21 protein-coding genes are annotated in these 22,872 nt (G+C 61.1%); 5 read left to right on the top strand and 16 right to left on the bottom strand.

Translation table 11 applies throughout. The features are described from left to right. Window positions 1–20 precede the first annotated feature (20 nt). The 10 genes from BKX96_RS18130 to BKX96_RS18085 form a co-directional block, all read right to left on the bottom strand. Complete coding sequence (locus tag BKX96_RS18130) at window positions 21–647, bottom strand: ABC-type transport auxiliary lipoprotein family protein (protein WP_077185099.1); 627 nt, start codon at window positions 645–647, stop codon at window positions 21–23. Then, window positions 644–1,582 (bottom strand): MlaD family protein, encoded by a 939-nt coding sequence (locus BKX96_RS18125; protein ID WP_046818650.1) that lies wholly within the window; start codon window positions 1,580–1,582, stop codon window positions 644–646. Before BKX96_RS18125 ends, BKX96_RS18130 begins: the two co-directional genes overlap by 4 nt. 1 nt (window position 1,583) lies before the next feature. Further along, window positions 1,584–2,387 (bottom strand): ABC transporter ATP-binding protein, encoded by an 804-nt coding sequence (locus BKX96_RS18120; RefSeq protein ID WP_046818649.1) that lies wholly within the window; start codon window positions 2,385–2,387, stop codon window positions 1,584–1,586. Beyond that, the gene (locus BKX96_RS18115; protein WP_077185096.1) at window positions 2,384–3,532 is read right to left on the bottom strand and encodes an ABC transporter permease; all 1,149 of its coding nucleotides are present in this window, start codon (window positions 3,530–3,532) and stop codon (window positions 2,384–2,386) included. Before BKX96_RS18115 ends, BKX96_RS18120 begins: the two co-directional genes overlap by 4 nt. Window positions 3,533–3,586: 54 nt before the next feature. Then, entirely contained in the window at window positions 3,587–4,615 is a 1,029-nt protein-coding gene (locus BKX96_RS18110; RefSeq protein ID WP_046818647.1) for a DUF5924 family protein, read from the bottom strand. A 64-nt stretch (window positions 4,616–4,679) separates the two neighbouring features. Beyond that, complete coding sequence (locus BKX96_RS18105) at window positions 4,680–6,056, bottom strand: M16 family metallopeptidase (protein ID WP_046818646.1); 1,377 nt, start codon at window positions 6,054–6,056, stop codon at window positions 4,680–4,682. Between the two features lie 168 nt (window positions 6,057–6,224). After that, window positions 6,225–7,883: a Na/Pi cotransporter family protein gene (locus tag BKX96_RS18100; RefSeq protein WP_046818645.1), complete on the bottom strand. Its 1,659-nt coding sequence runs from the start codon at window positions 7,881–7,883 to the stop codon at window positions 6,225–6,227. Window positions 7,884–8,154: 271 nt separating this feature from the next. Continuing rightward, a complete protein-coding gene (locus tag BKX96_RS18095) occupies window positions 8,155–8,922 on the bottom strand; it encodes a TerC family protein (protein WP_046818644.1) in 768 nt (255 codons plus the stop codon). Window positions 8,923–9,007: 85 nt separating this feature from the next. Next, a complete protein-coding gene (locus BKX96_RS18090; protein ID WP_077185093.1) occupies window positions 9,008–10,315 on the bottom strand; it encodes a CitMHS family transporter in 1,308 nt (435 codons plus the stop codon). 313 nt (window positions 10,316–10,628) lie between these two features. Next, window positions 10,629–10,955 carry a DOPA 4,5-dioxygenase family protein gene (locus BKX96_RS18085; protein ID WP_077185090.1) on the bottom strand — a complete coding sequence of 109 codons (327 nt, stop codon included), beginning with the start codon at window positions 10,953–10,955 and terminating at the stop codon, window positions 10,629–10,631. Between the two features lie 85 nt (window positions 10,956–11,040). On the opposite strand from BKX96_RS18085, the gene BKX96_RS18080 reads away from it, so the two are divergent. Continuing rightward, window positions 11,041–11,703: an NAD(P)-dependent oxidoreductase gene (locus BKX96_RS18080; protein WP_077185087.1), complete on the top strand. Its 663-nt coding sequence runs from the start codon at window positions 11,041–11,043 to the stop codon at window positions 11,701–11,703. Here the strand turns inward: BKX96_RS18080 and BKX96_RS18075 are convergent. Next, complete coding sequence (locus BKX96_RS18075; RefSeq protein WP_046818640.1) at window positions 11,700–12,650, bottom strand: choline sulfate utilization transcriptional regulator; 951 nt, start codon at window positions 12,648–12,650, stop codon at window positions 11,700–11,702. The genes BKX96_RS18080 and BKX96_RS18075 overlap by 4 nt on opposite strands. Window positions 12,651–12,764: 114 nt before the next feature. Here BKX96_RS18075 and betC point away from each other — a divergent pair, with 114 nt between their 5' ends. The 3 genes from betC (at window position 12,765) to BKX96_RS18060 (ending at window position 16,864) form a co-directional block, all read left to right on the top strand. Next, window positions 12,765–14,279: a choline-sulfatase gene (betC, locus tag BKX96_RS18070; RefSeq protein WP_046818639.1), complete on the top strand. Its 1,515-nt coding sequence runs from the start codon at window positions 12,765–12,767 to the stop codon at window positions 14,277–14,279. A gap of 16 nt (window positions 14,280–14,295) precedes the next feature. Further along, window positions 14,296–15,216, top strand: coding sequence for a choline ABC transporter substrate-binding protein (gene choX / locus BKX96_RS18065; protein WP_046818638.1), 921 nt, complete (start codon window positions 14,296–14,298; stop codon window positions 15,214–15,216). A 79-nt stretch (window positions 15,217–15,295) separates the two neighbouring features. Further along, the gene (locus tag BKX96_RS18060; protein ID WP_077185084.1) at window positions 15,296–16,864 is read left to right on the top strand and encodes a SulP family inorganic anion transporter; all 1,569 of its coding nucleotides are present in this window, start codon (window positions 15,296–15,298) and stop codon (window positions 16,862–16,864) included. A 73-nt stretch (window positions 16,865–16,937) separates the two neighbouring features. On the opposite strand, the gene aroE is transcribed toward BKX96_RS18060, so the two are convergent. Both aroE and hemF read right to left on the bottom strand, forming a co-directional pair. Continuing rightward, a complete protein-coding gene (aroE, locus tag BKX96_RS18055) occupies window positions 16,938–17,765 on the bottom strand; it encodes a shikimate dehydrogenase (RefSeq protein ID WP_046818636.1) in 828 nt (275 codons plus the stop codon). Between the two features lie 11 nt (window positions 17,766–17,776). Further along, window positions 17,777–18,691, bottom strand: coding sequence for an oxygen-dependent coproporphyrinogen oxidase (gene hemF / locus BKX96_RS18050; RefSeq protein WP_046818635.1), 915 nt, complete (start codon window positions 18,689–18,691; stop codon window positions 17,777–17,779). A gap of 160 nt (window positions 18,692–18,851) precedes the next feature. Between hemF and BKX96_RS18045 the strand changes: the two genes are divergently transcribed. Beyond that, window positions 18,852–19,829: an NADPH:quinone reductase gene (locus tag BKX96_RS18045; protein ID WP_046818634.1), complete on the top strand. Its 978-nt coding sequence runs from the start codon at window positions 18,852–18,854 to the stop codon at window positions 19,827–19,829. Between the two features lie 96 nt (window positions 19,830–19,925). On the opposite strand, the gene tsaC is transcribed toward BKX96_RS18045, so the two are convergent. From tsaC to BKX96_RS18030, 3 genes are all read right to left on the bottom strand, one after another. Further along, window positions 19,926–20,483, bottom strand: a complete 558-nt coding sequence (tsaC, locus tag BKX96_RS18040) for an L-threonylcarbamoyladenylate synthase type 1 TsaC (protein WP_046818633.1) — start codon at window positions 20,481–20,483, stop codon at window positions 19,926–19,928. Window positions 20,484–20,537: 54 nt separating this feature from the next. After that, window positions 20,538–21,644, bottom strand: a complete 1,107-nt coding sequence (gene dprA / locus BKX96_RS18035; protein ID WP_077185081.1) for a DNA-processing protein DprA — start codon at window positions 21,642–21,644, stop codon at window positions 20,538–20,540. Between the two features lie 80 nt (window positions 21,645–21,724). Next, window positions 21,725–22,750 (bottom strand): LysM peptidoglycan-binding domain-containing protein, encoded by a 1,026-nt coding sequence (locus BKX96_RS18030; protein ID WP_077185079.1) that lies wholly within the window; start codon window positions 22,748–22,750, stop codon window positions 21,725–21,727. Between the last annotated feature and the right edge of the window lie 122 nt (window positions 22,751–22,872).

The following is a 22,872-nucleotide window of genomic DNA, read 5'->3' as shown; positions in this document are numbered from 1 at the left end:
ATTTGGATTTGTATGGCACTTCAAGGTCTCGCGGGCGGCGCTAATTTTTGTCCTTGCTCAACCGCCCAATTCACCACCTGCGCCGTCAGCTGATCACTGGCCTGGCCGAACCCGGCCACCACCGCCGGCACCTGCACATCGCTCAACGGCTGACGCACTTCAAAGCGTTTGCTGGCGAGGATTCGCTGGTCATAACCGCGCACCAATAAGGCGTCCAGGCGCACGACCACGCTGGTGCTGCTGCCCTGATATTCCGTCTGGAATGCCTGCAAACTGCCGCCCATTTCCATATCCGCCTGGAAGTTGCTGTCATCGGTACTCAGCAATGTCACCCGACCATCGCGCTGGAAACCATCGAGCAGGCGATTGCGCAGCAATACCGGCGCCGGGTCGCTCCAGCGCGAGCCCTTGTAGCTGCTGATCACGTCGCCTTGGGGGATGACGGCAATGTTCGGGCTGTTCAACGCTTCGCTGGCCTGGGGTTTGTTCAGGCGCAACGACCAGCGCTGGGGCGTGACGTGACTGGCCGAAGCGCTGCTTTGCACCGATGGCAATCGATAGAGATCGAAGGGTTCCGACTTGGGCAGGATCGAGCACGAACTGATCAAGGTGAAGCTGGCGAGGAGGGCGAGGCAGGTTAGCTTCATGGGGTGAATTCCTTGCTCTTGTCACTGCCCAGCAGGTAGCCGCTGGGGTTGGATTCCAGGCGCTGAGAAATGGCCCGCAACGAGGTGAGGGTTTCCCGCAGTTCACGCACCGCCGGCGCCAGGCCATTGAGACCTTGCATGCCGTTGTTGAGTGATTCCTGATTGGTGCTCAGCAGCTGGTTGATCGTCGCGGTGCTCTGTTCCAGCGACTTCATGGCCTGTCCGGCGCTGCCGAACATCTGCTTGCCCTGGTCATTGAGCAAGCCGTTGGCGTTACGCATCAACGCCGACGTCTGTTCCATCATGGTGCTGGCCTGCTTGCCGACCGAGGACAGTTGCTGCATGGCCTGGCGAATATCGCCGCGCTGGTCGGCAATGACCCCGGTGGTTTGCTCAAGATGCTCCAGGGTCTTGCTGATGCGCTCGATGTTTTCCGTGGAAAACATCAGGTTGGCGTTGTGCATCAGCGTATTCACCCCGGCCATCAGGTCGTTGCTGTCATTGAGCAGGCGGGCGATGGGCGAGGGTGACGCGACGATAGTCGGCAGTTTGCCATCCTTGCCTTTGAGCGACGGGCTCTGTGGCGTACCGCCACTGAGCTGGATGATCGAGGTGCCGGTGACGCCGGTCAGCGCCAGTTTGGCCTGGGTGTCTTCCTTGATCGGGGTATCGCCGCCCAGGCGGATCCGCGCCAGCACCCGGCGCGGGTCTTTCGGGTCCAGGCGCAGGGACACCACGTCACCGACCTTGATCCCGCTGTACTGCACCGAACTGCCCTTGGACAGGCCGCTGACCGCCTCGTTGAACACGACCTCGTAATCCTTGAACTCAGTGTCGACGCTGGATTTGGCCAACCACAGGCCGAAGAGCAGGGCGCCGGTCACCACGATCACGGTGAACAGGCCGATCAATACATGATGGGCTCGGGTTTCCATGTCAGACCTCGTTGAGCTGTTGAGCGGCACTCAGCGCCGCGCGGCCGCGAGGGCCATGGAAGTATTCGTGTATCCACGCGTCGTCAGTTTCCGAGACCACATCAATGGCATCGGCCACCAGCACTTTCTTCTGCGCCAGCACTGCCACCCGGTCGGTGATGGTGTAGAGCGTGTCGAGGTCGTGGGTCACCAGGAAAACGCTCAGGCCCAGGGCATCACGCAGGGTCAGGATCAGTTGATCGAAGGCGGCGGCACCAATCGGATCGAGGCCGGCGGTGGGTTCGTCGAGAAACAGAATGTCCGGGTCCAGCGCCAGGGCCCGCGCCAGGGCCGCACGCTTGATCATGCCGCCGGACAGAGACGCGGGGTACTTGTCCGCCGCCGACAGCGGCAGGCCGGCGAGGGCCAGTTTTACTGCCGCCAGATGCTCGGCATCGTCACGGCTCAGGCCGGCATGTTCGATCAGGGGCAGCGCTACGTTCTCGGTCACGGTCAACGAAGAGAACAGGGCGCCTTTCTGGAACAGCACGCCGAAGCGCCGTTCGATCAGCGAGCGCTCGTGCTCGGGCAGGGCCGGCAGGTTTTTCCCGAAGACCTTCACCATGCCCTCGCTAGGCTGGCGCAACCCGACAATGCTGCGCAGCAGTACCGATTTGCCGCTGCCGGAACCGCCGACCACGGCAAGGATTTCGCCTTTGTACAAATCCAGATCGAGGTTCTCGTGCACGCTCTGGCTGCCAAAACGATTGCACAGCCCACGCACTTCGATCACCGCCTCGGCGGGGGCTCGGGGTACACGACTCACCAGCTCATCTCCATGAAAAACAGTGCGGCCACGGCGTCGAGCACGATCACCACGAAAATCGATTGCACCACGCTCGAGGTGGTGTGGGCGCCGACGGACTCGGCGCTGCCGCTGACCTTGAAGCCTTCCAGGCATCCGATCGCGGCAATCAGAAAGGCGAAGATCGGCGCTTTGACGATCCCCACCAGAAAGTGCTGGACGCCGATGTCCGACTGCAGCAGCGCCAGGAACATCGCTGGCGAAATATCCAGCGATACCGCGCAGACGACGCCGCCGCCGACAATCCCCGAGACCATCGCCAGGAAGGTCAACATCGGCAACGAGACCAGCAAGGCCAAAACCCGCGGCACTACCAGCAATTCGATCGGGTCGAGGCCCAGGGTGCGGATGGCGTCGATTTCCTCGTTGGCCTTCATCGAGCCGATCTGCGCGGTGAACGCGCTGGCGGTGCGCCCGGCCATCAGGATCGCGGTCAGCAGCACGCCGAATTCACGCAGGAAGGCAAACGCCACCAGGTCCACCGTGAACACGCTGGCGCCGAACGTGGTCAGCACCGTCGCCCCGAGAAACGCCACCACGGCGCCCACCAGAAAGGTCAGCAGGGCAACGATGGGCGCGGCGTCGAGGCCGGTCTGTTCGATGTGCGCCACCATCGGTGTGATGCGCCAGCGGCTGGGACGCAACAGACCACGGACGATGGTTTCCAGGATCAGGCCGACGAACCCCAGCAGTTGCAGGGTGTCCTGCCAGACCGTGTCCACCGCGCGACCAATGCGGGTCAGCAATTGAATGCCGACGCTGATTTCCGGCTCCTTGAGCGGCACGCAGAAATCCGTCAGCGACTGATAGACGGTTTGCAACAACGCGCGATCGGCAGAGGAGAGGGTGCAATCGGGATGTTCGGCGGAGCGGCCCAGGCGCTCCGAGCCCAGCAGCTCCACCAGCAGCGAGGCACCGGCCGTATCCAGGGCGCCAAGGCCGTTGAGATCGATGCGGGTGCTGTCGTCGTACTGGCCTTCGAGCTTTTCGCTCAGGTGCTTGAGGTCGGCGTAATGGGCGAGCGTCCAGTCTCCCGTCACCCGAATCTGCGGCGGGGAGTGCGAGGAGTCCAATTGGGCATTGCCGGCCGTTGTGCTGCTGGTCATAAGCTCCGTGCTTTTTCGGCTGTTACGCAGAGCTACGTAATAGCACGAACTGCCTTACTTTTCTTTGACCGGTGTGCTGTCCGCCACCTTGAAGCGCAATACGCCGATCAATTGACCGTCTTCGGTCAGCACCCGAACTTGCCATTTGCCCGCCGGGTTGCCCGGGAAATTCTGCTTGTGGGTCCAGGCCCGGTAGCCTTCCTTGCGTCCACCGTGAATATCGAGAGGGATGCGATCGACCTCTTTGCCGTTGAATTGCCAGACGTGATAGATCCGCTCGTCCAAGCCGCGCGGCGCGTTGATCGCCGTGTAGGCATAGAGACCGCCACCGCGAATCTGCTCGGCGCTGACTTCTTCGAGGCTGGCACCGGGGGTGCGATCCTGCATCTGCGTGCTGATGGCCACGTCGGTCATCCACAGGGTTGCCGGCGGCACCCATGAACGCATCACCCAGCCGACACCGCCGATACCTACGGTAATACTCAGGATCGCCAAAGCGTTGCGTACGGTGCGGATCGGAAAGATCGACGCCAGGCTCGGAAACGACAACAGCACGGCGATGCCCAGTGCCCACTTGAAACTCTGCGAGGTGGTCAGGTGCATGATCACCGGCAACGCGGTGAGCAGGGCGGCGAACAGGGTCAGGGTGTGCAGCGCCAGGAATGCCCAGCGCCGGGGCGCCAGCCATTTGTAGTAGAGCGGGTCGATGATGGAAATCAGCGCGGCGATACCCAACAGCCCGGTAAAGAACAACTGGCCGCTGTTCCAGGTCGTGGTGATGAAAAAGAACGGCAGGACGAAGAACAGGCTTTCCTGGTGGATCATCTGCGTCGCATAGCGCAGCAGGGGCTGGGGAATTTCCCGCTTGAAGATTCTGGCGAACAGCTTGGTCAGGCTGTTTTCCAGCATCAGCCATACCCAGCTGATCAGCATGATGGTGGTGATCCAGCTCGCCAGACCCTGCTGGCGATCCACCAGGATGAAGCTGCTGATCCCGGAAATGAAACCACCGAGCGCAATGACCCCGGGATAGCGCTTCATCAGTTCGAGGATGCGCTGGACGAAAAGGGGCAGGGTCGGCATTCGGCGGTTCACAGTAGTTGTAGGAAAAATCCCTGTCAGATTACCGCCTCATCCATGAAAGTGCTTACTTTCTGCGATGAAAACGCCATACCGCCAGGCTCAACAGCAAAACCCCGAACAGTCCGGCAAAGGCCCACATCAATTGGTCATAGCTGACCAGGGGTTTTTCGATCCGCACATAGCCCGGCTGCAGGAGCAGTTCGCGCATGGCCTTGTTCGCTTGCGCCAGCGTGACCGCTTGCAACTCCCTGACCGGGTTGGCGAAACGCCCGTTTTCGTAGTCGCCCAGGGCACTCCAGTAGTAATCGGCCAGTGCGCTGTTGCCTTGCACCGCCCAGGACTGGCGGGCGATGGACGCCTGCTTGAGGCGATTGAAGGTCTCGGCATTGAGACCGTCCTTGAGCAAACCGGCCTTCAAGTCATCCAGCACTGTCAGCGCTTCGTCCACGTCGTCGCGCTCAAGGTCAGCATTCAGGCTCATGAAGCCAACGCCGCCAAACACCTCGCGCTCGGCATAAGGGCCATAGGACAGGCCGTGCGCCAGGCGCAGCTGGCGATAGAGCGCCCAGTCCAGGTAGTCCTTGAGCAGGTCGAAGGTTTCATCGTGCTGATCGTCCAGCACGGGTTCCGGCACCAGCCAGTGCAGCTTGGCCCCGCCACCGACGAAGCCATGAATCAGGTTGCGCTCATGAGCGGCGCTGGCCTGGATTTGTGGCAGGGGCGGGTGCTCTGTCGGAGTGATGGGGGCAAGCTCGCCATACGTGCGGTCCAGATAGGCCGGCAGCAAACGGTCGAGGTCGCCGACGACGACCAGCGTCATGTTATTGGGCGCGTACCAGTCCTTGCGCACGTTCTCCAGCTGTTCGCGGGTCAGGTGATCGACTTCCGCGCGCTCCGGGCATTTTAGGCCCAGCTCCACCGCCAGTTGATTACTGGCGGTATGGCCCAGGTCCTGGCGATCGAGCCAGCGTTGCAGGTGCGTGTAGTGGCCGCCGTCTTCACGCTCGACCACTTGCTTGGCGGCATTGATGGCGTCATCGTCGAAATGGGTCTGGGTCAGCAGCGCCAGCAGCAAATCCAGGACCTTGCGCTGGTTTTTCGCCGGGGCTTCGATCACGAAGGTGGTGTCGGCGTTGCTGGTAAAGGCGTTCCACTCGCCACCCAACTCCTGCATGCGCTCCTCCAGGCCGCCTTCGCCGCTGGCGTCGATGCCGCTGAACAGCAGGTGTTCGAGCAGGTGCGGCAGTTCTTTATCGGCGCAACCGAAATCATCCAGGCCGACCCCGACCACCAGCCTAATCGCCACGTGCCCGCGCTCGGTGCCGGGCTTGAGCAACATCTGCAAACCGTTGCGCAGGGTGTAGCCCTCGACCTGGAAGCGATCCAGGGCAAACGAAGGGAGTGAGCCAAGCAACAGACAGGCGAACAACAGACAACGCATAACGAGCTTCCCGGCAACCAATCGGAGATCCGTTTCGTCCTTCAATCCGCTATCGCGAGCAGGCTCGCTCCCACAGAGGGTTCTCAAATCAACTGTGGGAGCGGGCTTGCTCGCGAAGACGGCCTGGAGGCTGAATCAATGTTACTGACTGATCACCTTGCCAGACGTTCAAGGCGAATGCGTGATATCAGTCAAATCGTCCACCGCCAGTGCGCCGGTGTCGGACGTTTCCAATACGGCGTAGGCACTGCTGCAAAACAGCGAATTCAAACGTTTCATGTCGGCAATCAACTCCAGGTGCAGCGAACTGGTCTCGATACTCTGCACGATCTTACGTTGCAAACGGCTGACATGCGCGTGGGCCAGGCGGCGTTCCTGTGCGCGAAAACGACGTTTTTCTCGCAACAGTTGGCGGGCACTTTCCTTGTCGGAACTGAGAAATACCGACAAGCCCAGGCGCAGGTTGGAAATCAACTGGCTGTGCAGTCCGGCCAGCTCTTCCAGCCCCACTTCGGAAAACGACCGGCGCTGGGAGGTTTTCTGCTGCTGGACTTTGCGCAGCATGCGTTCGATCAGGTCGCTGGCGAGTTTGAGGTTGATCGCCAGCTCGATGATTTCCGCCCAGCGCCGGCTGTCCTGGTCACTGAGGTCCTCCCGGGGCATTTGCGCCAGGTATAGCTTGATCGCGCTGTAGAGCGCCTCGACATCATCGGTCAGCCGACGCATTTCCTGGGTCACGGCAGTTTGTTTGCCGTGCAGTACGTCGAGCATGGCCTCCAGCATGTTGTCGATCAAGTCGCCGATGCGCAGGGTCTCCCGGGCCGCGTTGGCCAGCGCCAGGCTTGGCGTGACCAAGGCCGTCGGGTCAAGGTGGCGGGGCTTGGCCATGCCGTTGGTTTGTGGGCGCTCCGGCAGTATCCACGCGCAGAACCTGGCCATCGGTCCGACGCTGGGCAGCAGGATCAGGCAACGCGCGGTGTTGTAGAGCAGGTGGAAGCCAATGACCATCTCCTGGGAGCTGTAGTCGAGGCTGTCGATCCAGTGCACCAGGGGGTCGAGCACCGGAATGATCAGCAACAGACCAATCAGTTTGTACAACAGGCTGCCCAACGCCACCTGGCGGCCGGCCGCGTTCTGCATGCTGGTACTGAGAAACGCGAGAATGCCGCTGCCGATGTTGGCCCCGATCACCAGGCCGATGGCCACCGGCAGGCTGATCACGCTGGCGCCGGCCAGGGTGGCGGTCAGCAGGACCGCCGCCAGGCTCGAGTAGGAAACCATCGCAAACAATGCGCCGACCAGGGCGTCGAGCAGGATATCGCCGGTCAGCGAGGCGAAAATCACTTTCACCCCCTGGGCGTGGGTGATCGGCGCGGCCGCCTCGACGATCAGTTGCAACGCCAGGATGATCAAGCCCAGGCCGATGCTGACGCGGCCCATTTGCCCGAGCCGCGTCTGTTTGCGCGACAGGAAGAAAATCACCCCGAGAAAAATCAGCAATGGCGAGAGCCATGACAGGTCGAAGGTCAGCACCCGTGCCATCAAGGCCGTGCCGACATCGGCCCCGAGCATGGTTGCCAGGGCAGGGGTTAGCGCCATCAGGCCCTGGCCGACAAACGACGTGACCAGCATGGCCGTGGCGTTACTGCTCTGGACCATTGCGGTTACGACGATCCCCGCGATGAACGCCAGCCAGCGTTTGGACATGTTCTGGCCAATGACATGGCGCAGGTTGGAGCCGTACACCCGCAGGATGCCGGTTCGGACGATGTGCGTGCCCCAGATCAGCAAGGCCACGGCTGAGAGCAAATTGAGCAGGGTGAGCATGCAGGCCCCCTGTGGTGGTAGCGCCCCAGAGGGGCAAGTTAGCGGTGCCGCGCGACGTTCTACGTTCTGTACTTAAGCTGTAGTTGGCTAACGGTCTGGGCGCCAGCATCGCATAGCTAAAGTGCTGATTGAAACAAAACCGTCATGAAACCAATGTGGGAGCGGGCCTGCTCGCGAAAGCGGTGTATCAGGCAACAATGATGTCGACTGACACTCCATCTTCGCGAACAAGCCCGCTCCCACAGGTTTTGCGTACATACCACTTACGGGGTTACTGCCCCGGAATGTCCTTGCGCAGTTTCACTGGGTCCTGCTGCTTCTTCTTTCTCGCAATCGCGGTGCGCATCTTGATGTTGATCGCTTCCACCGCCAGCGAGAACGCCATGGCGAAGTAGACGTAGCCTTTTGGCACGTGTACGTCCAGGGATTCGGCAATCAGCACCATGCCGACGATCAGCAGGAAGGACAGCGCCAGCATCTTCAGCGAAGGGTGCTTGTCGATGAACGCGCTGATGGTGCCCGAAGCCAGCATCATCACCAGTACTGCCACGACGATTGCCGCAACCATGACCGGTACGTGGGATACCATGCCGACCGCGGTGATCACCGAGTCCAGGGAGAATACGATGTCGATGATCGCGATCTGGATGATGGTGTACAGGAAGTTGCCGCCCTTGAGGTTTGGCTCGTCGTCGCTTTCGTCTTCACCTTCCAGCGCGTGGTACATCTCTTGCGAGCTCTTCCACAGCAGGAACAGGCCACCAAAGAACAGGATCAGGTCACGCCCGGAGATACCCTGGCCGAACACTTCGAACAGGTCGGCGGTAAGGCGCATGACCCAGGTGATCGACAGCAGCAACAGGATCCGCGTGACCATGGCCAGCGCCAGGCCGAAAATCCGGGTGCGCTGTTGCATGTGCTTGGGCATGCGGCTGACCAGGATCGAAATCATGATGATGTTATCGATACCCAGGACGATTTCCAGGGCGGTCAGGGTAAAGAAGGCAACCCAGATTTCAGGGTTGGTCAGCCATTCCATGTGTATTCCTTTGAGCGATTGTTAAACCAAAAAGGGCCCCGACTTCAAACCGCGAAGCCTGGACCCGAAATGGTGAGTCTTGGGCTTATAGAGTGCTGAACAGCGGAAAAATCCCCATCAGCAATGCGGCAACCAGTATGCACATGCACACCAGCACTGCCCACTTCAGGGTGAAGCGCTGGTGATCACCAAAGTCGATACCGGCCAGGGCCACCAACAGGTAAGTCGATGGTACCAGCGGGCTCAACAAGTGGACGGGCTGACCGACGATCGAGGCACGTGCCATTTCCACTGCAGTAATCCCGTAATGGCTGGCGGCTTCGGCCAGTACCGGCAACACGCCATAATAAAACGCATCATTGGACATGAAGAAGGTGAACGGCATGCTCACCAACGCCGTGATCACCGCCAGGTACGGGCCGAGGAAATCCGGAATCACCGACAGCAGGCTCTTGGACATGGCATCGACCATGCCGGTGCCCGACAGGATACCGGTGAAAATGCCAGCGGCAAAGATTAGCCCGACCACCGCCAGCACGCTACCGGCGTGGGCCGCGACGCGATCCTTCTGCTGTTGCAGGCAAGGGTAGTTGACGATCATGGCGATACTGAACGCCACCATGAACAGCACCGGCAGCGGCAACAGGCCGGCGATCAGGGTGCACATCAGGGCCAGGGTCAGGGCCCCGTTGAACCAGATCAGTTTCGGACGGCGGGCATCCGGAAATTGCGAGACGGTGATCTCGCTGTGGTCGATCTCATCGCCCACCAGGTGCAATTCCCCCAGGCGCGCACGTTCACGTTTGCCGTAGAAGTAGGCAATGGCGAGGATGGCCAGTACACCGGCCGCCATCGCTGGCACCATCGGCACGAAGATGGCCGACGGGTCCACGTGCAGCGCACTGGCGGCACGGGCGGTCGGGCCACCCCAGGGGGTCATGTTCATCACGCCACCAGCGAGGATGATCAAGCCGGCCATGATCCGCGGGCTCATGCCGATGCGGCTGTAGAGCGGCAGCATGGCGGCCACGCAGATCATGTAGGTGGTCGCGCCGTCACCATCCAGGGACACGACGAGCGCCAGTACCGCAGTACCGACCGACACTTTCAACGGGTCGCCCTTGACCATCTTGAGGATCTTGCGCACGGCCGGGTCGAACAGGCCGGAGTCGATCATCAGGGCGAAATACAGGATCGCGAACATCAGCATCACGCCGGTTGGCGCGAGCTTGGTAATGCCTTCGAGCATCATCGGGCCGATTTTCGGGCCGAAACCGCCGAACAGGGCGAAAACGATCGGGATGATGATCAGGGCGATCAACGCGGACAGGCGCTTGGTCATGATCAGGAACATGAACGTGATGACCATGGCGAAGCCAAGGAAAGTCAGCATGGGAATACTCCAGGCGTAGCGCGGCTAGGGAATGGGCGGATCGGACGGGATCAGCGCAGAACGGGAAGCACGAGGCGTACGGGCGGAGTTGCAGCGAAGCGGCGGATAGAAGAGGACATCAGGATCACCATTGTTGTTGTTAAATGGGCCGTGCGAGCAGTCGAACACTCGCTGTAGCCAACCGGTCTGTTGCCGGCAGTGGGGGCGATCCTAATCGGGGAAGCTTTCAGCCAGCTTTCGCCGATGAAAGCGATGACCGGAAGCACAACCGGTCGTCGGACGGGTTTGAAGTGGTCGATTTACTGGCGACCGATCAGAAAATAGACAAGTCCAGCGGCCGGATCGCGCCCATCCAGATCGCGTGCTCGCTGTGGTCCAACAAATCGTTGCCGGTATCCGGGTGCAGGAATACCACCAGCCCCTTGCGGTTGAGCGCCAGCCACGGCAGCACATCGCCGATCAGCTCGGGGTCGAACGCCAGTTGGCAGCTCCAGTCCGGATGCGGGCCGACCGGGCGCTCATGTACGCGGCCCATCTTCAATGGGAACAATTGTGCGGCTTGCTCACACAGGGCGCGCGCCTGGTCGATGGTGCTGGCGTCGAAATACACATGGGCGTGATAGCCCTTGATCCGTTGCATCTGAATCCCCCCTGAAACCGAGTCGAACCCTCACCGTTGCCCGCAGGTCACACGCCATATAACCCCGAAAGCAACGGAGCCAGCCATGAAAAATGCCGAAACCCCAGTAGTGAAAGTGGTGCTTTATGGTGCCATGAGTAGCCTGGGCAGTGCGCTGATGGCTGAAATGCTGCGGCGCCAGCATGAAGTGATCGCCATTCTCGATGACCTGACGGCGCTGGCGCCACGTCCGGGTTTGCGCACCAAGACCGGCGACCTGTTCGACGCGCAACGGGTCAAACAAAGTGTGGCCGGCAGTTCGGCGGTCATCTGTTTATTAGACGCCCCGGGGTTACCATTCAACAGTGAACATGTGGAAAAAACCATTGTGCCCGGCCCGGTCGAGCAGGTGCTGGCGGTGGACGCGCTGATCGATGGCATGCAGGCGGCGGGCATTGCGCGGCTATTTCTGGTAGGTGATTTCGAGATTCTGGACGAACCGGAGTTCGAGGACGAGTTGCAGCTGCACGCCGCCGAGGAAATCCGCGAAGCGCTGCAAAGCAGTGCCTTGCACTGGACACTGGTGAACGCGCCGCGCGGGGTGCCGGGGCTGACCATTGAGCACTTCAGCCAAGTCAGCAGCAGCCTTGAACCGGGGCTGGCGGAGCCGCTTGCACGCCTGGCCCGTACAGCAGTGGGGATCGCCGATGAGCTGCAGCTAAACCTGCATATCGGCGAGCACGTCAATTTCATCGCGACCGACAGCTAAACCGCAATGGAGGGCAGTGCCATCCCGCTCAACGATTGCGCACTGCTGGCCTGCTCGGCCATCAACCAGTCGACAAACTGCTGGATCAGGGCGCCACGCCGTTTGCGCTGTGGCAAAACTACGTAATAGCCCAGCCTGGAAATCACCGTTTCGGCAATCGGCCGGCTCAACAAGCCTTGGGCCAGCAAGTTATCCACAAGGTGCCGCCAGCCAATGGCCACGCCCTGACCGCCAATGGCGGCCTGGATCAGCAAGGTGTAATTATCGAAACGCAATTGGCCCGGCGCGGGAGGCGAGGTGATTCCCAGCTCGCGAAAGACACCGCTCCAGTCAAACCAGTGACTGCTGTTTTCGCTCCTCAGGTGCAGGAGTGGAAATTCCAGCAACGACCTGGCAGGCAAGGGCAGGGCACGATCATTCAACAGCTGCGGGCTGCACACCGGGAACACTTCCTCGCTGAACAGCCAATGACTCTCGCCCTGCTTGAAGCGGCCATCGCCGAACAGCACCGCTACATCGATATCGCTGCGCAGCATGTTGTGACTACGCTCGCTGGTCACCAGGCTGACGTCGACCTGTGGATTGGCCGCATGAAAACGATGCAACCGGGGCATCAGCCAATAGGCCGCGAAGGCGAAATCCGTCGCGACCTGCAGCACTTCATGCTGATGCTGTGCGCTGATCGCGCTCAACCCTGCGTCGATATTCTGCAAACCTAGCTGAACCTGTTCGAAAAGGATGGCCCCGGCCTCGGTCAGTTCGATGCCGCGATAGATGCGATCGAATAGTCGAGTCGCCAGTTGCTCCTCCAGGCGCTTGATCTGTTGGCTGATTGCCGGCTGTGTGGTGCCCAGCTCGACTGCCGCCGCCGTGAAGCTGCGCTGGCGTGCCGCCGATTCGAAAGTACGGAGCAAATCCAGAGAAAGGTCACCAAGCGCGTCATACATAAGCTGTGCTTATCCTAGTCATTGCCGGCCATGGGCTTTACCACAAAGTTCGGGGGTTACATCCTCGGTCCCAGCACTCTCGCATAAACATCCACTATGGAATGCCGCGAACACATGAAGCGCAAGAACATTCTTTTCATCATGGCCGATCAAATGGCCGCGCCAATGTTGCCGATCTACGGTCCTTCGCCCATCAAGCTGCCTAATCTGAGCCGTCTGGCCGCCGGGGGTGTGGTATTCGACAGCGCTTACTGCAACAGCCCGCTGTGCGCGCCCTCACGCTTTACCCTGGTCAGCGGCCAGCTGCCGAGCAAGATCGGCGCTTATGACAACGCGGCCGATTTCCCTGCCGATGTGCCGACCTATGCCCACTACCTGCGCCGCCTGGGCTATCGCACCGCGCTGTCGGGCAAGATGCATTTTTGCGGTCCGGACCAGTTGCACGGCTATGAAGAACGCCTGACCAGCGATATCTACCCGGCCGACTATGGCTGGGCGGTGAACTGGGATGAACCGGACGTGCGTCCGACGTGGTACCACAACATGTCCTCTGTGCTGCAGGCAGGCCCCTGCGTGCGCACTAATCAACTGGATTTCGACGAAGAGGTGGTGTTCAAGGCCCAGCAGTACCTGTTCGACCACATCCGCGAGGACGGCGACCAGCCGTTTTGCCTGACCGTCTCGATGACGCACCCCCACGACCCGTACACCATTCCCAAGGCATTCTGGGATCTGTACGACGACGCCGACATCCCGCTGCCTGTCACTCCGGATCAAGCAGGACTCGACCCGCATGCCCAGCGCTTGCTCAAGGTCTATGACCTGTGGGACAAGCCGCTGCCTGTGGATAAAATCCGCGACGCGCGCCGTGCCTACTTCGGTGCATGCAGCTATATCGACAGCAACGTCGGCAAACTCCTGCAAACCCTCGATGATACCGGGCTGATCGATGACACCATCATCGTATTCTCCGGGGACCACGGCGACATGCTCGGCGAGCGTGGCCTCTGGTACAAAATGCACTGGTATGAAATGGCCGCTCGAGTGCCCCTGCTGATCAGTGCTCCCGGGCAATTCGGCGCCGCACGGGTCAGCGCGTCGGTCTCCACTGCGGATCTTTTGCCAACCTTTGTCGAACTGGCCGGCGGCTCCCTCGAACCCGGCTTGCCGCTCGATGGCCGTTCGCTGGTGCCCCATCTGCAAGGGCAGGGCGGACATGACGAAGTGTTCGGCGAGTACATGGCCGAAGGCACCATCAGCCCGCTGATGATGATTCGCCGTGGCGCCTACAAATTCGTCTACAGCGAAGACGACCCTTGCCTGCTCTTCGATGTACAGAATGACCCGCGGGAACTGGAAGAGCTCAGCCAGTCGCCGCAACATCAACAGCTGTTCGAAGATTTTCTCGCCGAAGCGCGTGCCAAATGGGACATCCCGGCGATCCATCAACAGGTGCTCGCCAGCCAGCGGCGTCGGCGTTTCGTCGCCGATGCCCTGACCATCGGCAAGCTGAAGAGCTGGGATCACCAGCCTCTGGTGGACGCCAGTCAGCAATATATGCGCAACCACATCGACCTCGACGATCTGGAACGTAAAGCACGTTATCCACAACCCTGCCAAAACCAATAATGTTAAGGGGAAGTCCATGCAAAGGTTATCCACAGTACTGACGGTCGGGCTCCTGGCCCTGGGCAGTGCATCGGTGTACGCCGATCAGAGTTGCGAGACGGTGAAAATGGCCGACCCGGGTTGGAGCGACATCGCCGCGACCAACGCCATCACCGGATTTCTGCTGGATGGCATGGGCTACAAGGCCAAGGTCGATACCCTCGCGGTGCCGATCACCTTTGGTGGGCTCAAGGACGGCCAGGTGGACGTCTTCCTCGGTAACTGGATGCCGGCGCAGCAGGGCTTCTACGACAAGTTCGTCGCCACCGGAGACGTCACGCAACTGGCGAAAAACCTCGACGGCACCGAGTTCACCCTCGCTGTACCGGACTACGTCTGGGACGCCGGTGTGCGTAACTTTGCCGACCTGAACAAATACGCCGACAAGTTCGACCGCAAGATCTATGGCATCGGCTCAGGCGCCCCGGCCAACATTTCGCTGCAAGAGATCATCAAGAAAAATGACTTCGACATGGGCCAGTGGAAACTGGTCGAATCCAGCGAGCAAGCCATGCTGGCGGAAGTGTCCCGAGCGGTGAAGAAACAGAAGTTCGTGACCTTCCTCGGCTGGACGCCGCATCCGATGAATGTGCAGCTGAAAATGCATTATCTGAAGGGCGGCGAAAAATATTTCGGCGACACCGGCAGCGTGCACACCCTGACCCGCAAAGGTTATGCACAGGCCTGCCCGAACGTGGGCAAGCTGCTCACCAATTTGAGCTTCACCCAGGAGATGGAGAACAGCATCATGGCGGAGGTGGTGAACAAGAAAGTCAGCAATGCCGATGCGGCCAAGGCGTGGATCAAGGCCAACCCGGCCGTGCTCGACAAATGGCTCGATGGCGTGAAGACCGTGGATGGCAAGGATGCGTTACCGGCGGTGAAAGCCAGGCTCTAATCCATGTGGGAGCGGGCTTGCTCGCTCCCACAATGCCTGGTGCTGATACCCTTATGCAAAACCCAACCCGAGAGGACCCATGGCCCTTCCCAGCCGCCATTCACTCTTCCCGTTCCTCACATGGTTACCCCGGCAAACCCGCGCCAGCGTCGGTCGTGACCTGGTTGTCGGCCTCAGTGGCGCGATTCTCGCGTTGCCGCAATCCATCGCCTACGCGCTGATCGCCGGTCTCCCGCCGGAATACGGCCTGTATGCGGCGATCATCCCGGTGCTGATCGCTTGTCTCTGGGGCTCGTCGTGGCATTTGATCTGTGGTCCTACGGCGGCCATCTCCATCGTCCTGTACGCCAGCGTTAGTCCTCTGGCCGTTCCGGCAACGCAAGACTACGTCACGCTAATCCTGTTGCTGACCTTCCTGGCCGGGATTTTCCAGTGGCTGCTGGGTTTGCTGCGCTTCGGTGCGCTGGTCAATTTCGTCTCTCATTCGGTCGTGCTTGGCTTCACCCTCGGCGCAGCGGTGGTGATTGCCGTCGGCCAGTTACCCAACCTGCTGGGCCTGGACCTGCCCAGCCAAGCCACCGCGCTGGACAATTTCATCACCTTGTTCAAACATCTGGGCGACGTGGATAAACCTTCACTGATGCTCGGAGTGGCCACCGTCGTGGTCGGCGTGATCCTCAAGCTGTGCTTGCCGCGCTGGCCGACGCTGCTGATTACCCTGGTGCTGGGCGCCGTGCTGGTCTGGCTCTGGCCATCGATGTTCGGACATGTGCGGCTGGTCAGCGCATTCACCGGCCAGTTGCCGCCTTTCAGTCCACTGCCGCTGGACCTCGACCTGATCCTGCGCCTGCTGCCCAGTGCCGTGGCGGTCGGTATGCTCGGACTGGTCACCAGCTTGTCGATTGCCCGTTCGATATCCGCACGTTCGCAGCAAATACTCGACGCAAACCAAGAAGTTCGCGCCCAAGGACTGTCGAATATCGTTGGTGCGTTTTTTTCCGGATCGCTCTCGGCCGGCTCCTTCACCCGTTCAGGCCTGAGCTACGAAGCGGGAGCCTGTTCGCCGCTGGCGGGGGTTTTTTCGGCATTGTGGGTGGCGCTGTTTGCGATTTTTGGGGCAAGCCTGATCGCCCACATTCCTGTCCCGGCCATGGCCGGCAGCATTTTGTTGATCGCCTGGGGCCTGGTGGATCATCGGGGCATTCGTGCGTTACTGCGGGTCAGTCGCGCCGAGTTCGTGGTGATGGGCCTGACCTGCATTGCCACGCTGCTGCTGGAACTGCAGACGGCGATTTATGCAGGGGTGTTGGCGTCGCTGTTTTTTTACCTCAAGCGCACCTCGCAGCCACGGGTGCAACATATACGCGACGGCGATGAAGACATTCTGCGGGTCGGCGGCTCGATTTTTTTCGGCGCCAGCCATTACCTGCAAGTTCGCCTGCAACGCATGCACGGTGCACGCGTGGTGATCGAGGCGCAACAGATCAACTTCATCGACTATTCAGGGGTGGAGATGCTGCATCAGGAAGCGCGGCGGCTATTGCGCCAGGACCGCAGCCTGACGCTGCGCCGGGCCCGGCCACAGGTGGTGGATGAATTGAGGAAGCTGGAAGGGGCAGAGAAATGCCCGATCCGGTTTGAGGACTGAAACCCTTGCAGGAGCTGGCTTGCCAGCGAAGGCGTCCTTAAGTACGCCAAAAGCTTCGCGGGCAAGCCCGCTCCTACAGGGACTGTGTCAATTGCCGACGAAGCTCCGCCAACACCGGCGCTGTATCCGGACGCACCCCGCGCCACAGGAAGAAGGCTTCGGCCGCCTGTTCGGCCAACATCCCCAGTCCATCCATCGACACCGCCGCGCCATGTTCGCTGGCCCAACGGCAGAACGAGGTCGGCTCCTTGCCGTACATCATGTCGTAGCAAACCGTTTTGCCCGGCTCGATCAGGCTCGGCGCAATCGGCGGCACCTCGCCTGTCAGGCTCGCGGACGTCGCATTGATGATCAGATCCACCGACTCCTGCAGCCAGTCATAACCACTGGCCGATACCGGGCCCAGATCGCAGAACAGTTCCGCCAGCAACTCGGCCTTGTCCACTGTACGGTTGGCGATGACCACCGAAGCCGGCTGTTCGGCCAACAACGGCTCCAGTGCCCCGCGCACTGCACCACCGGCACCCAGCAGCAGGATGCGCTTGCCCTTGAGGCTGAACCCGGCGTTGACCGTCAGATCCCGCACCAGTCCGGCACCATCGGTGTTGTCGCCCAGCAAGCTGCCATCGGCCAGTTTGCTCAGGGTGTTCACCGCACCGGCCCGTTGTGCCCGCGCCGTCAGGCTGTCCGCGAGGCGATAGGCGTCTTCCTTGAACGGCACAGTTACATTCGCGCCACGACCTTCGAGGAAAAACGCCCGGGCGCAGCCGGAAAAATCATCGAGGGGCGCGAGCGAAGTGCTGTAGTCAAGCTTCTGCGCGGTCTGCTCGGCGAACAGGCGATGAATCAGTGGCGACTTGCTGTGGCCAATCGGGTTACCGAAAACGACATAACGGTCCATCAACATTCCTCTCAGGCCTGGGCCAGCCAATCGCGGTCTTGCAGGAAGTATTCAGTCAGGCGCGCTTCTTCGCTGCCAGGCTCGGCTTTCCAGTCGTAACCCCAGCGAACTTGCGGCGGCAGCGACATGAGGATCGACTCGGTACGGCCACCCGATTGCAGGCCGAACAGCGTGCCACGGTCGTAGACCAGGTTGAACTCGACGTAGCGCCCACGACGGAACTCCTGGAACTCCCGCTGCTTGGCCGTGTAGGCAGCGTTTTTGCGGCGCTGCACGATCGGCAGGTACGCCTCGATGTACGCGTCACCGATGGCCCGCATGAACGCGAAGCTGGTGTCGAAGTCCCACTCGTTCAGGTCATCGAAAAACAAGCCGCCGATGCCCCGGGGCTCGTGGCGATGCTTGATATGGAAATAGCTGTCGCACCAGGCCTTGTAACGCGGGTAGACGTCCGCACCGAACGGCGCACAGGCCTGTTCGGCGACGCGGTGCCAGTGCACGCAATCTTCTTCATTGCCGTAGTACGGCGTCAGGTCGAAACCGCCGCCAAACCACCAGACCGGCTCTTCACCTTCTTTTTCAGCGATGAAAAACCGCACGTTGGCGTGGGAAGTCGGTACATGCGGGTTGTGTGGGTGGATCACCAGCGACACGCCCAGGGCCTCGAAGCCGCGCCCGGCCAGTTCCGGCCGATGGGCGCTGGCCGACGGTGGCAAACCACTGCCGAAGACGTGGGAAAAGTTGACGCCGCCCTTTTCGATGACCGCGCCATTCTCGACCACTCGTGTGCGTCCGCCACCGCCAGCAGGCCGGGTCCAGGCGTCTTCGACGAAGCGTGTGCCGCCGTCTTCGGCCTCCAGGGCAGCGCAAATACGGTCTTGCAGATCGAGCAGGTAGGCTTTTACGGCCTCGGTGCGGGTAGTCATGGCATCACCTTGGATCGGGCAAAGCTACGCGGCGCTCCATCGGAGCGGCCTCGCAAATGGGCGCGTAGCATACCACCGCCGATGCACTCGTCGCAGTTGACGAAGATCACGCTTCGGAGCCAGATAGCGGACTTGGTACAACGATCTCAGGAGAGTGCAGATGGCAAAGCGTATCCAGTTCCGTGCCCATGGTGGCCCCGAAGTCCTTGAGTACGTGGACTATCAACCCGCCGAGCCCGGCCCGCAGCAGGTCCGCGTGACCAACAAGGCCATCGGCCTGAACTTCATCGACACCTATTACCGCAGCGGCCTCTATCCGCCACCGGCCCTGCCATCGGGTCTCGGCTCGGAAGGCGCGGGCGTGGTCGAGGCGGTCGGCAGCGAAGTGACCCGGTTCAAGGTCGGCGATCGCGTGGCGTACGGCAGTGGCCCGTTGGGCGCCTACAGCGAAGTTCACGTATTGCCCGAGGCCAACCTGGTGCGCCTGCCGGACGCTATCAGTTTCGAGCAGGCCGCCGGGGTGATGCTCAAGGGCCTGACCGTGCAGTACCTGCTACGCCAGACCTATGAACTCAAGGGAGGCGAAACCATCCTGTTCCACGCCGCTGCCGGCGGCGTCGGTTCCCTGGCCTGCCAATGGGCCAAGGCCTTGGGCGTGAAGTTGATCGGCACCGTGAGTTCGGCAGAGAAGGCCGCGCTGGCCAAGGCCAATGGTGCCTGGGCGACCATCGACTACAGCCATGAAAACGTCGCGCAACGCGTCCTGGAATTGACCGACGGCAAAAAAGTCCCGGTGGTGTACGACGGCGTCGGCAAGGACACCTGGCTGACCTCGCTCGACAGCGTGGCGCCCCGTGGTCTGGTGGTGAGCTTCGGCAATGCGTCGGGGGCAGTGGACGGGGTGAACCTGGGGATTCTGGCGGGCAAAGGCTCGTTGTACGTCACCCGGCCGACACTGGCGACCTACGCCAACAACGCCGAGAACCTGCAGCGCATGGCCGACGAGTTGTTCGAGATGATCATCAGCGGCAAGCTGACGGTGGACATCAGCCAGCGTTATCCACTGGTGGACGCAGCGAAGGCGCAGACCGAGTTGTCGGCGCGGCGTACGACCGGGTCGGTCATTCTGTTGCCTTGAGGACGCCTTCGCTGGCGAGCCAGCGCCTACAGGTTTTGTGGCGTTCGCAAAACCCTTGTAGGCGCCGGCTTGCCAGCGATGAAGGATGACGCGGTCCTAATCCGGGCGCACAACATGCCCGGTCGCCAGATCCCGAATGACACTCGGGTTCTTGCGCCCACCCAGGTTCCCGCCCAAGACCAGATCAACCTGCCCCCGGAAATACTGCTCGACACGAATCCGCGTGCGAGCCGCCGGCCGGCCCTGGGGATTGGCGGACGTCGACACCAGCGGCCCGACCAAGGCGCACAACTCCCGCACCTGGGGATGATCGCTGACCCGCAACGCCACCGTTTCATGCACACCGGTAATCCACTCCGGCAACATGTTCTGATGCGGCACCAACCAGGTGTTCGGCCCGGGCCAGGTACTGGCCATGCGGTCCATCCACAGCTCGGGGAAGTCTTCAAAGAGGAAGTCGAACTGGCGGATATTGTCGGCGACCAGGATCAGGCCCTTATCCACGGACCGGCCCTTGATCAGCAGCAAACGATCCACCGCCTCTTCATCCCACGGGTCGCAACCCAGACCCCAGACAGCTTCGGTTGGGTAGGCAATCACCGCCCCTGCGCGAATTGCTCGTGCGGCTTGCTGCACACGCCAACTGTTGACCATGAAAAACTCTCCAGAATAAGGCTCTGCGCAGTTTACCCATCTTCGTTGTAAAACCTAGCTCACCCGCGCAAACCAACGGCCGTTTTCGCAGACGGCCCGGCCGTCCATTTCCAGCTCCGTCAACGTCGCCAGTACCTTGGGCAAGGTCCAGCCACTGGCATCGGCCAGTGCTTCGCTGGTATGGGGGGCGGCGTGGAGCAGCGTCAGCAGTGGATGGCTGGTTTCGACCGCGGAGGTTTCCGTTGCAAACGGCAGCTGCTGCCAGCCCCGCAAGGCTTCGAGAATATGCTCGATGGTTTCCACCAGTACGGCGCCATCGCGAATCAGCTGATGGCAACCGCGAGCGCCAGGATGATGAATTGATCCCGGAATTGCATACACCTCGCGCCCCTGTTCCGCCGCCAGCCGGGCCGTGATCAATGAGCCGCTGGCAACGCTGGCCTCAACCACCAGCACGCCAAGGGACAAACCGCTGATAATTCGGTTGCGTCGGGGGAAGTTACTGGCGCTGGGAGCGGCGTCCAGCGGAAACTCCGAAAGCACCGCGCTGCCGGACGCGATCATGGCATCCGCCAGGCGCCGATTGCGCTGTGGATAAAAGTTTTCAAGTCCCGTGCCAAGTACCCCAACCGTTCGCCCGCCCACGTCCAGTGCCGCCTGATGCGCGGCGGCATCGATCCCCAGGGCGAGGCCGCTGGTGATGACAAACCCGGCACCGGCCAGGCTGCGGGAAAACGCGGCGGCGGTGTCCATGCCTGGCCGTGAAGCACGCCGGCTGCCGACCATCGCCAATTGCGGTTTTTCCAGAATTTGTGGATCGCCCGCCACGAATAGCAGAGGTGGCGCGTCGCTGATCTGCGCCAGCAGCGCGGGGTAGTCAGGCTGGTCCCACATCAGCAAATGCTGGCCCTGACGCTCTAGCCAGGCCAATGCATGGCTGGCGCCGTCACGAATTTCAGGGGTGCGCCTGGCCTCGCAACACACCAGCGGCAAGCCGAGCGCACGCCAGGCACTGGCGGGTGCACTGATCGCTTTGGACGCCGAACCGAAGGCTTCCAGCAATTTCCTGAAACGCGCCGGGCCAAGCTCCGGCAGACGATGCAGACGTAAACGGGCTTCCAGTTCCGCAGGGGAAACTGGTGTAGCAACTGGTATCGACATGGATCATCCTTGATCGTTATGAGCACCCGTCGAAACGGGAATAAGCTGTGGATAACTCTGTTGGTAACTTGTGAAGTCAGCTAAGGATTCTGCACCTTGTCCAGCACTGACAAAGAGCGTGAGGCGTTGAGCACCAGCCCGTAGCTGAGCTTGTCGTAGGTGCGAAAAACCATCAGCAGGCCGGCACGCTCATCCGGAATCTTCAAGGACTGGCCGGTGACACGGTCGCGCACGGTTTCGCCGGTTTTCATCACCGCCAGCACATTCCCTTCGGCCAGGCCGTCCCTTTGCCCCTTGTTCAAGGTAACCACGTCCAGCGCGCCGATCTGCGTAACCCCGCGCGGCACATCGATGATCAGGCCATGGACCTGGGTGTCGGGGGCGCTGGGCATGAAGGTCGAATTGATCGAGCGTTGTTCGCCGCTGAACAGACGGTCGCCGAGGCGCACCTCCTGGGTCGTGCGCTGCAGCGCCAGCGTCGCGACGTCGCCTTCGGTGGCGACGATCTCGCCACCGCCAATGTCATCGGCATTGATGCCGAGGAACTCCTGGGTCTGCGGATCGGTGTAGACCTTGCCCTGGCGGAAGATGCCGTACACCGGTTGGGCCGGGTCGAAGTGGCCGCGGGCGAAGATGCGGTCGCCTGTGCCGCTGAGTACGCGCTCGGCATCACCGGCAACGATATAAGGCGCCTGGTCGAAATCCTCGGCCTTATCGACGATGCGATTGCTCAGCAAAAAGCTGTTGATCGATTTCAGCGGGATGCTCGGGATGGCATCGGCCACCGGGCTGCTGCGTACCCGTGGCGAAAGCTTGATGGTGCCCCGCGATGCGCCGCGATTGAGGGTTAGCCGCGGCCGGCCGTCGACGTAAACCAGCGATAGCGTGTCGCCGGGGTAGATGAGGTCTGGATTTTCGATCTGTGGGTTGGCCTGCCAGAGTTGCAGCCATTGCCATGGCTGCTGCAGATATTTCCCCGATATGTCCCAGAGTGTGTCGCCCGTTGCCACGGTGTACTGCTGTGGAAAACCCTCCCTGAGTTGCACTTGCCCGTGCGCAAAACCTGCCGAGGCCAGAAGGAGCAGGGCGAGTAGTGATTTCCTCATGCGATGAATCCCTTTATTATGTACATTCGCGTGAAACGCCAGAGCCCTCGGTGGCTCGCTCCCGGCTTGCTTATGAAAAGAAGGGAGCTACGTTTTACATCGGTAGCCTGCATCTTCGGAGT

This window comes from Pseudomonas putida (assembly GCF_001976065.1).
Lineage (GTDB): Bacteria > Pseudomonadota > Gammaproteobacteria > Pseudomonadales > Pseudomonadaceae > Aquipseudomonas > Aquipseudomonas serbica.
This window is presented reverse-complemented; position numbering and strand designations above follow the sequence as displayed.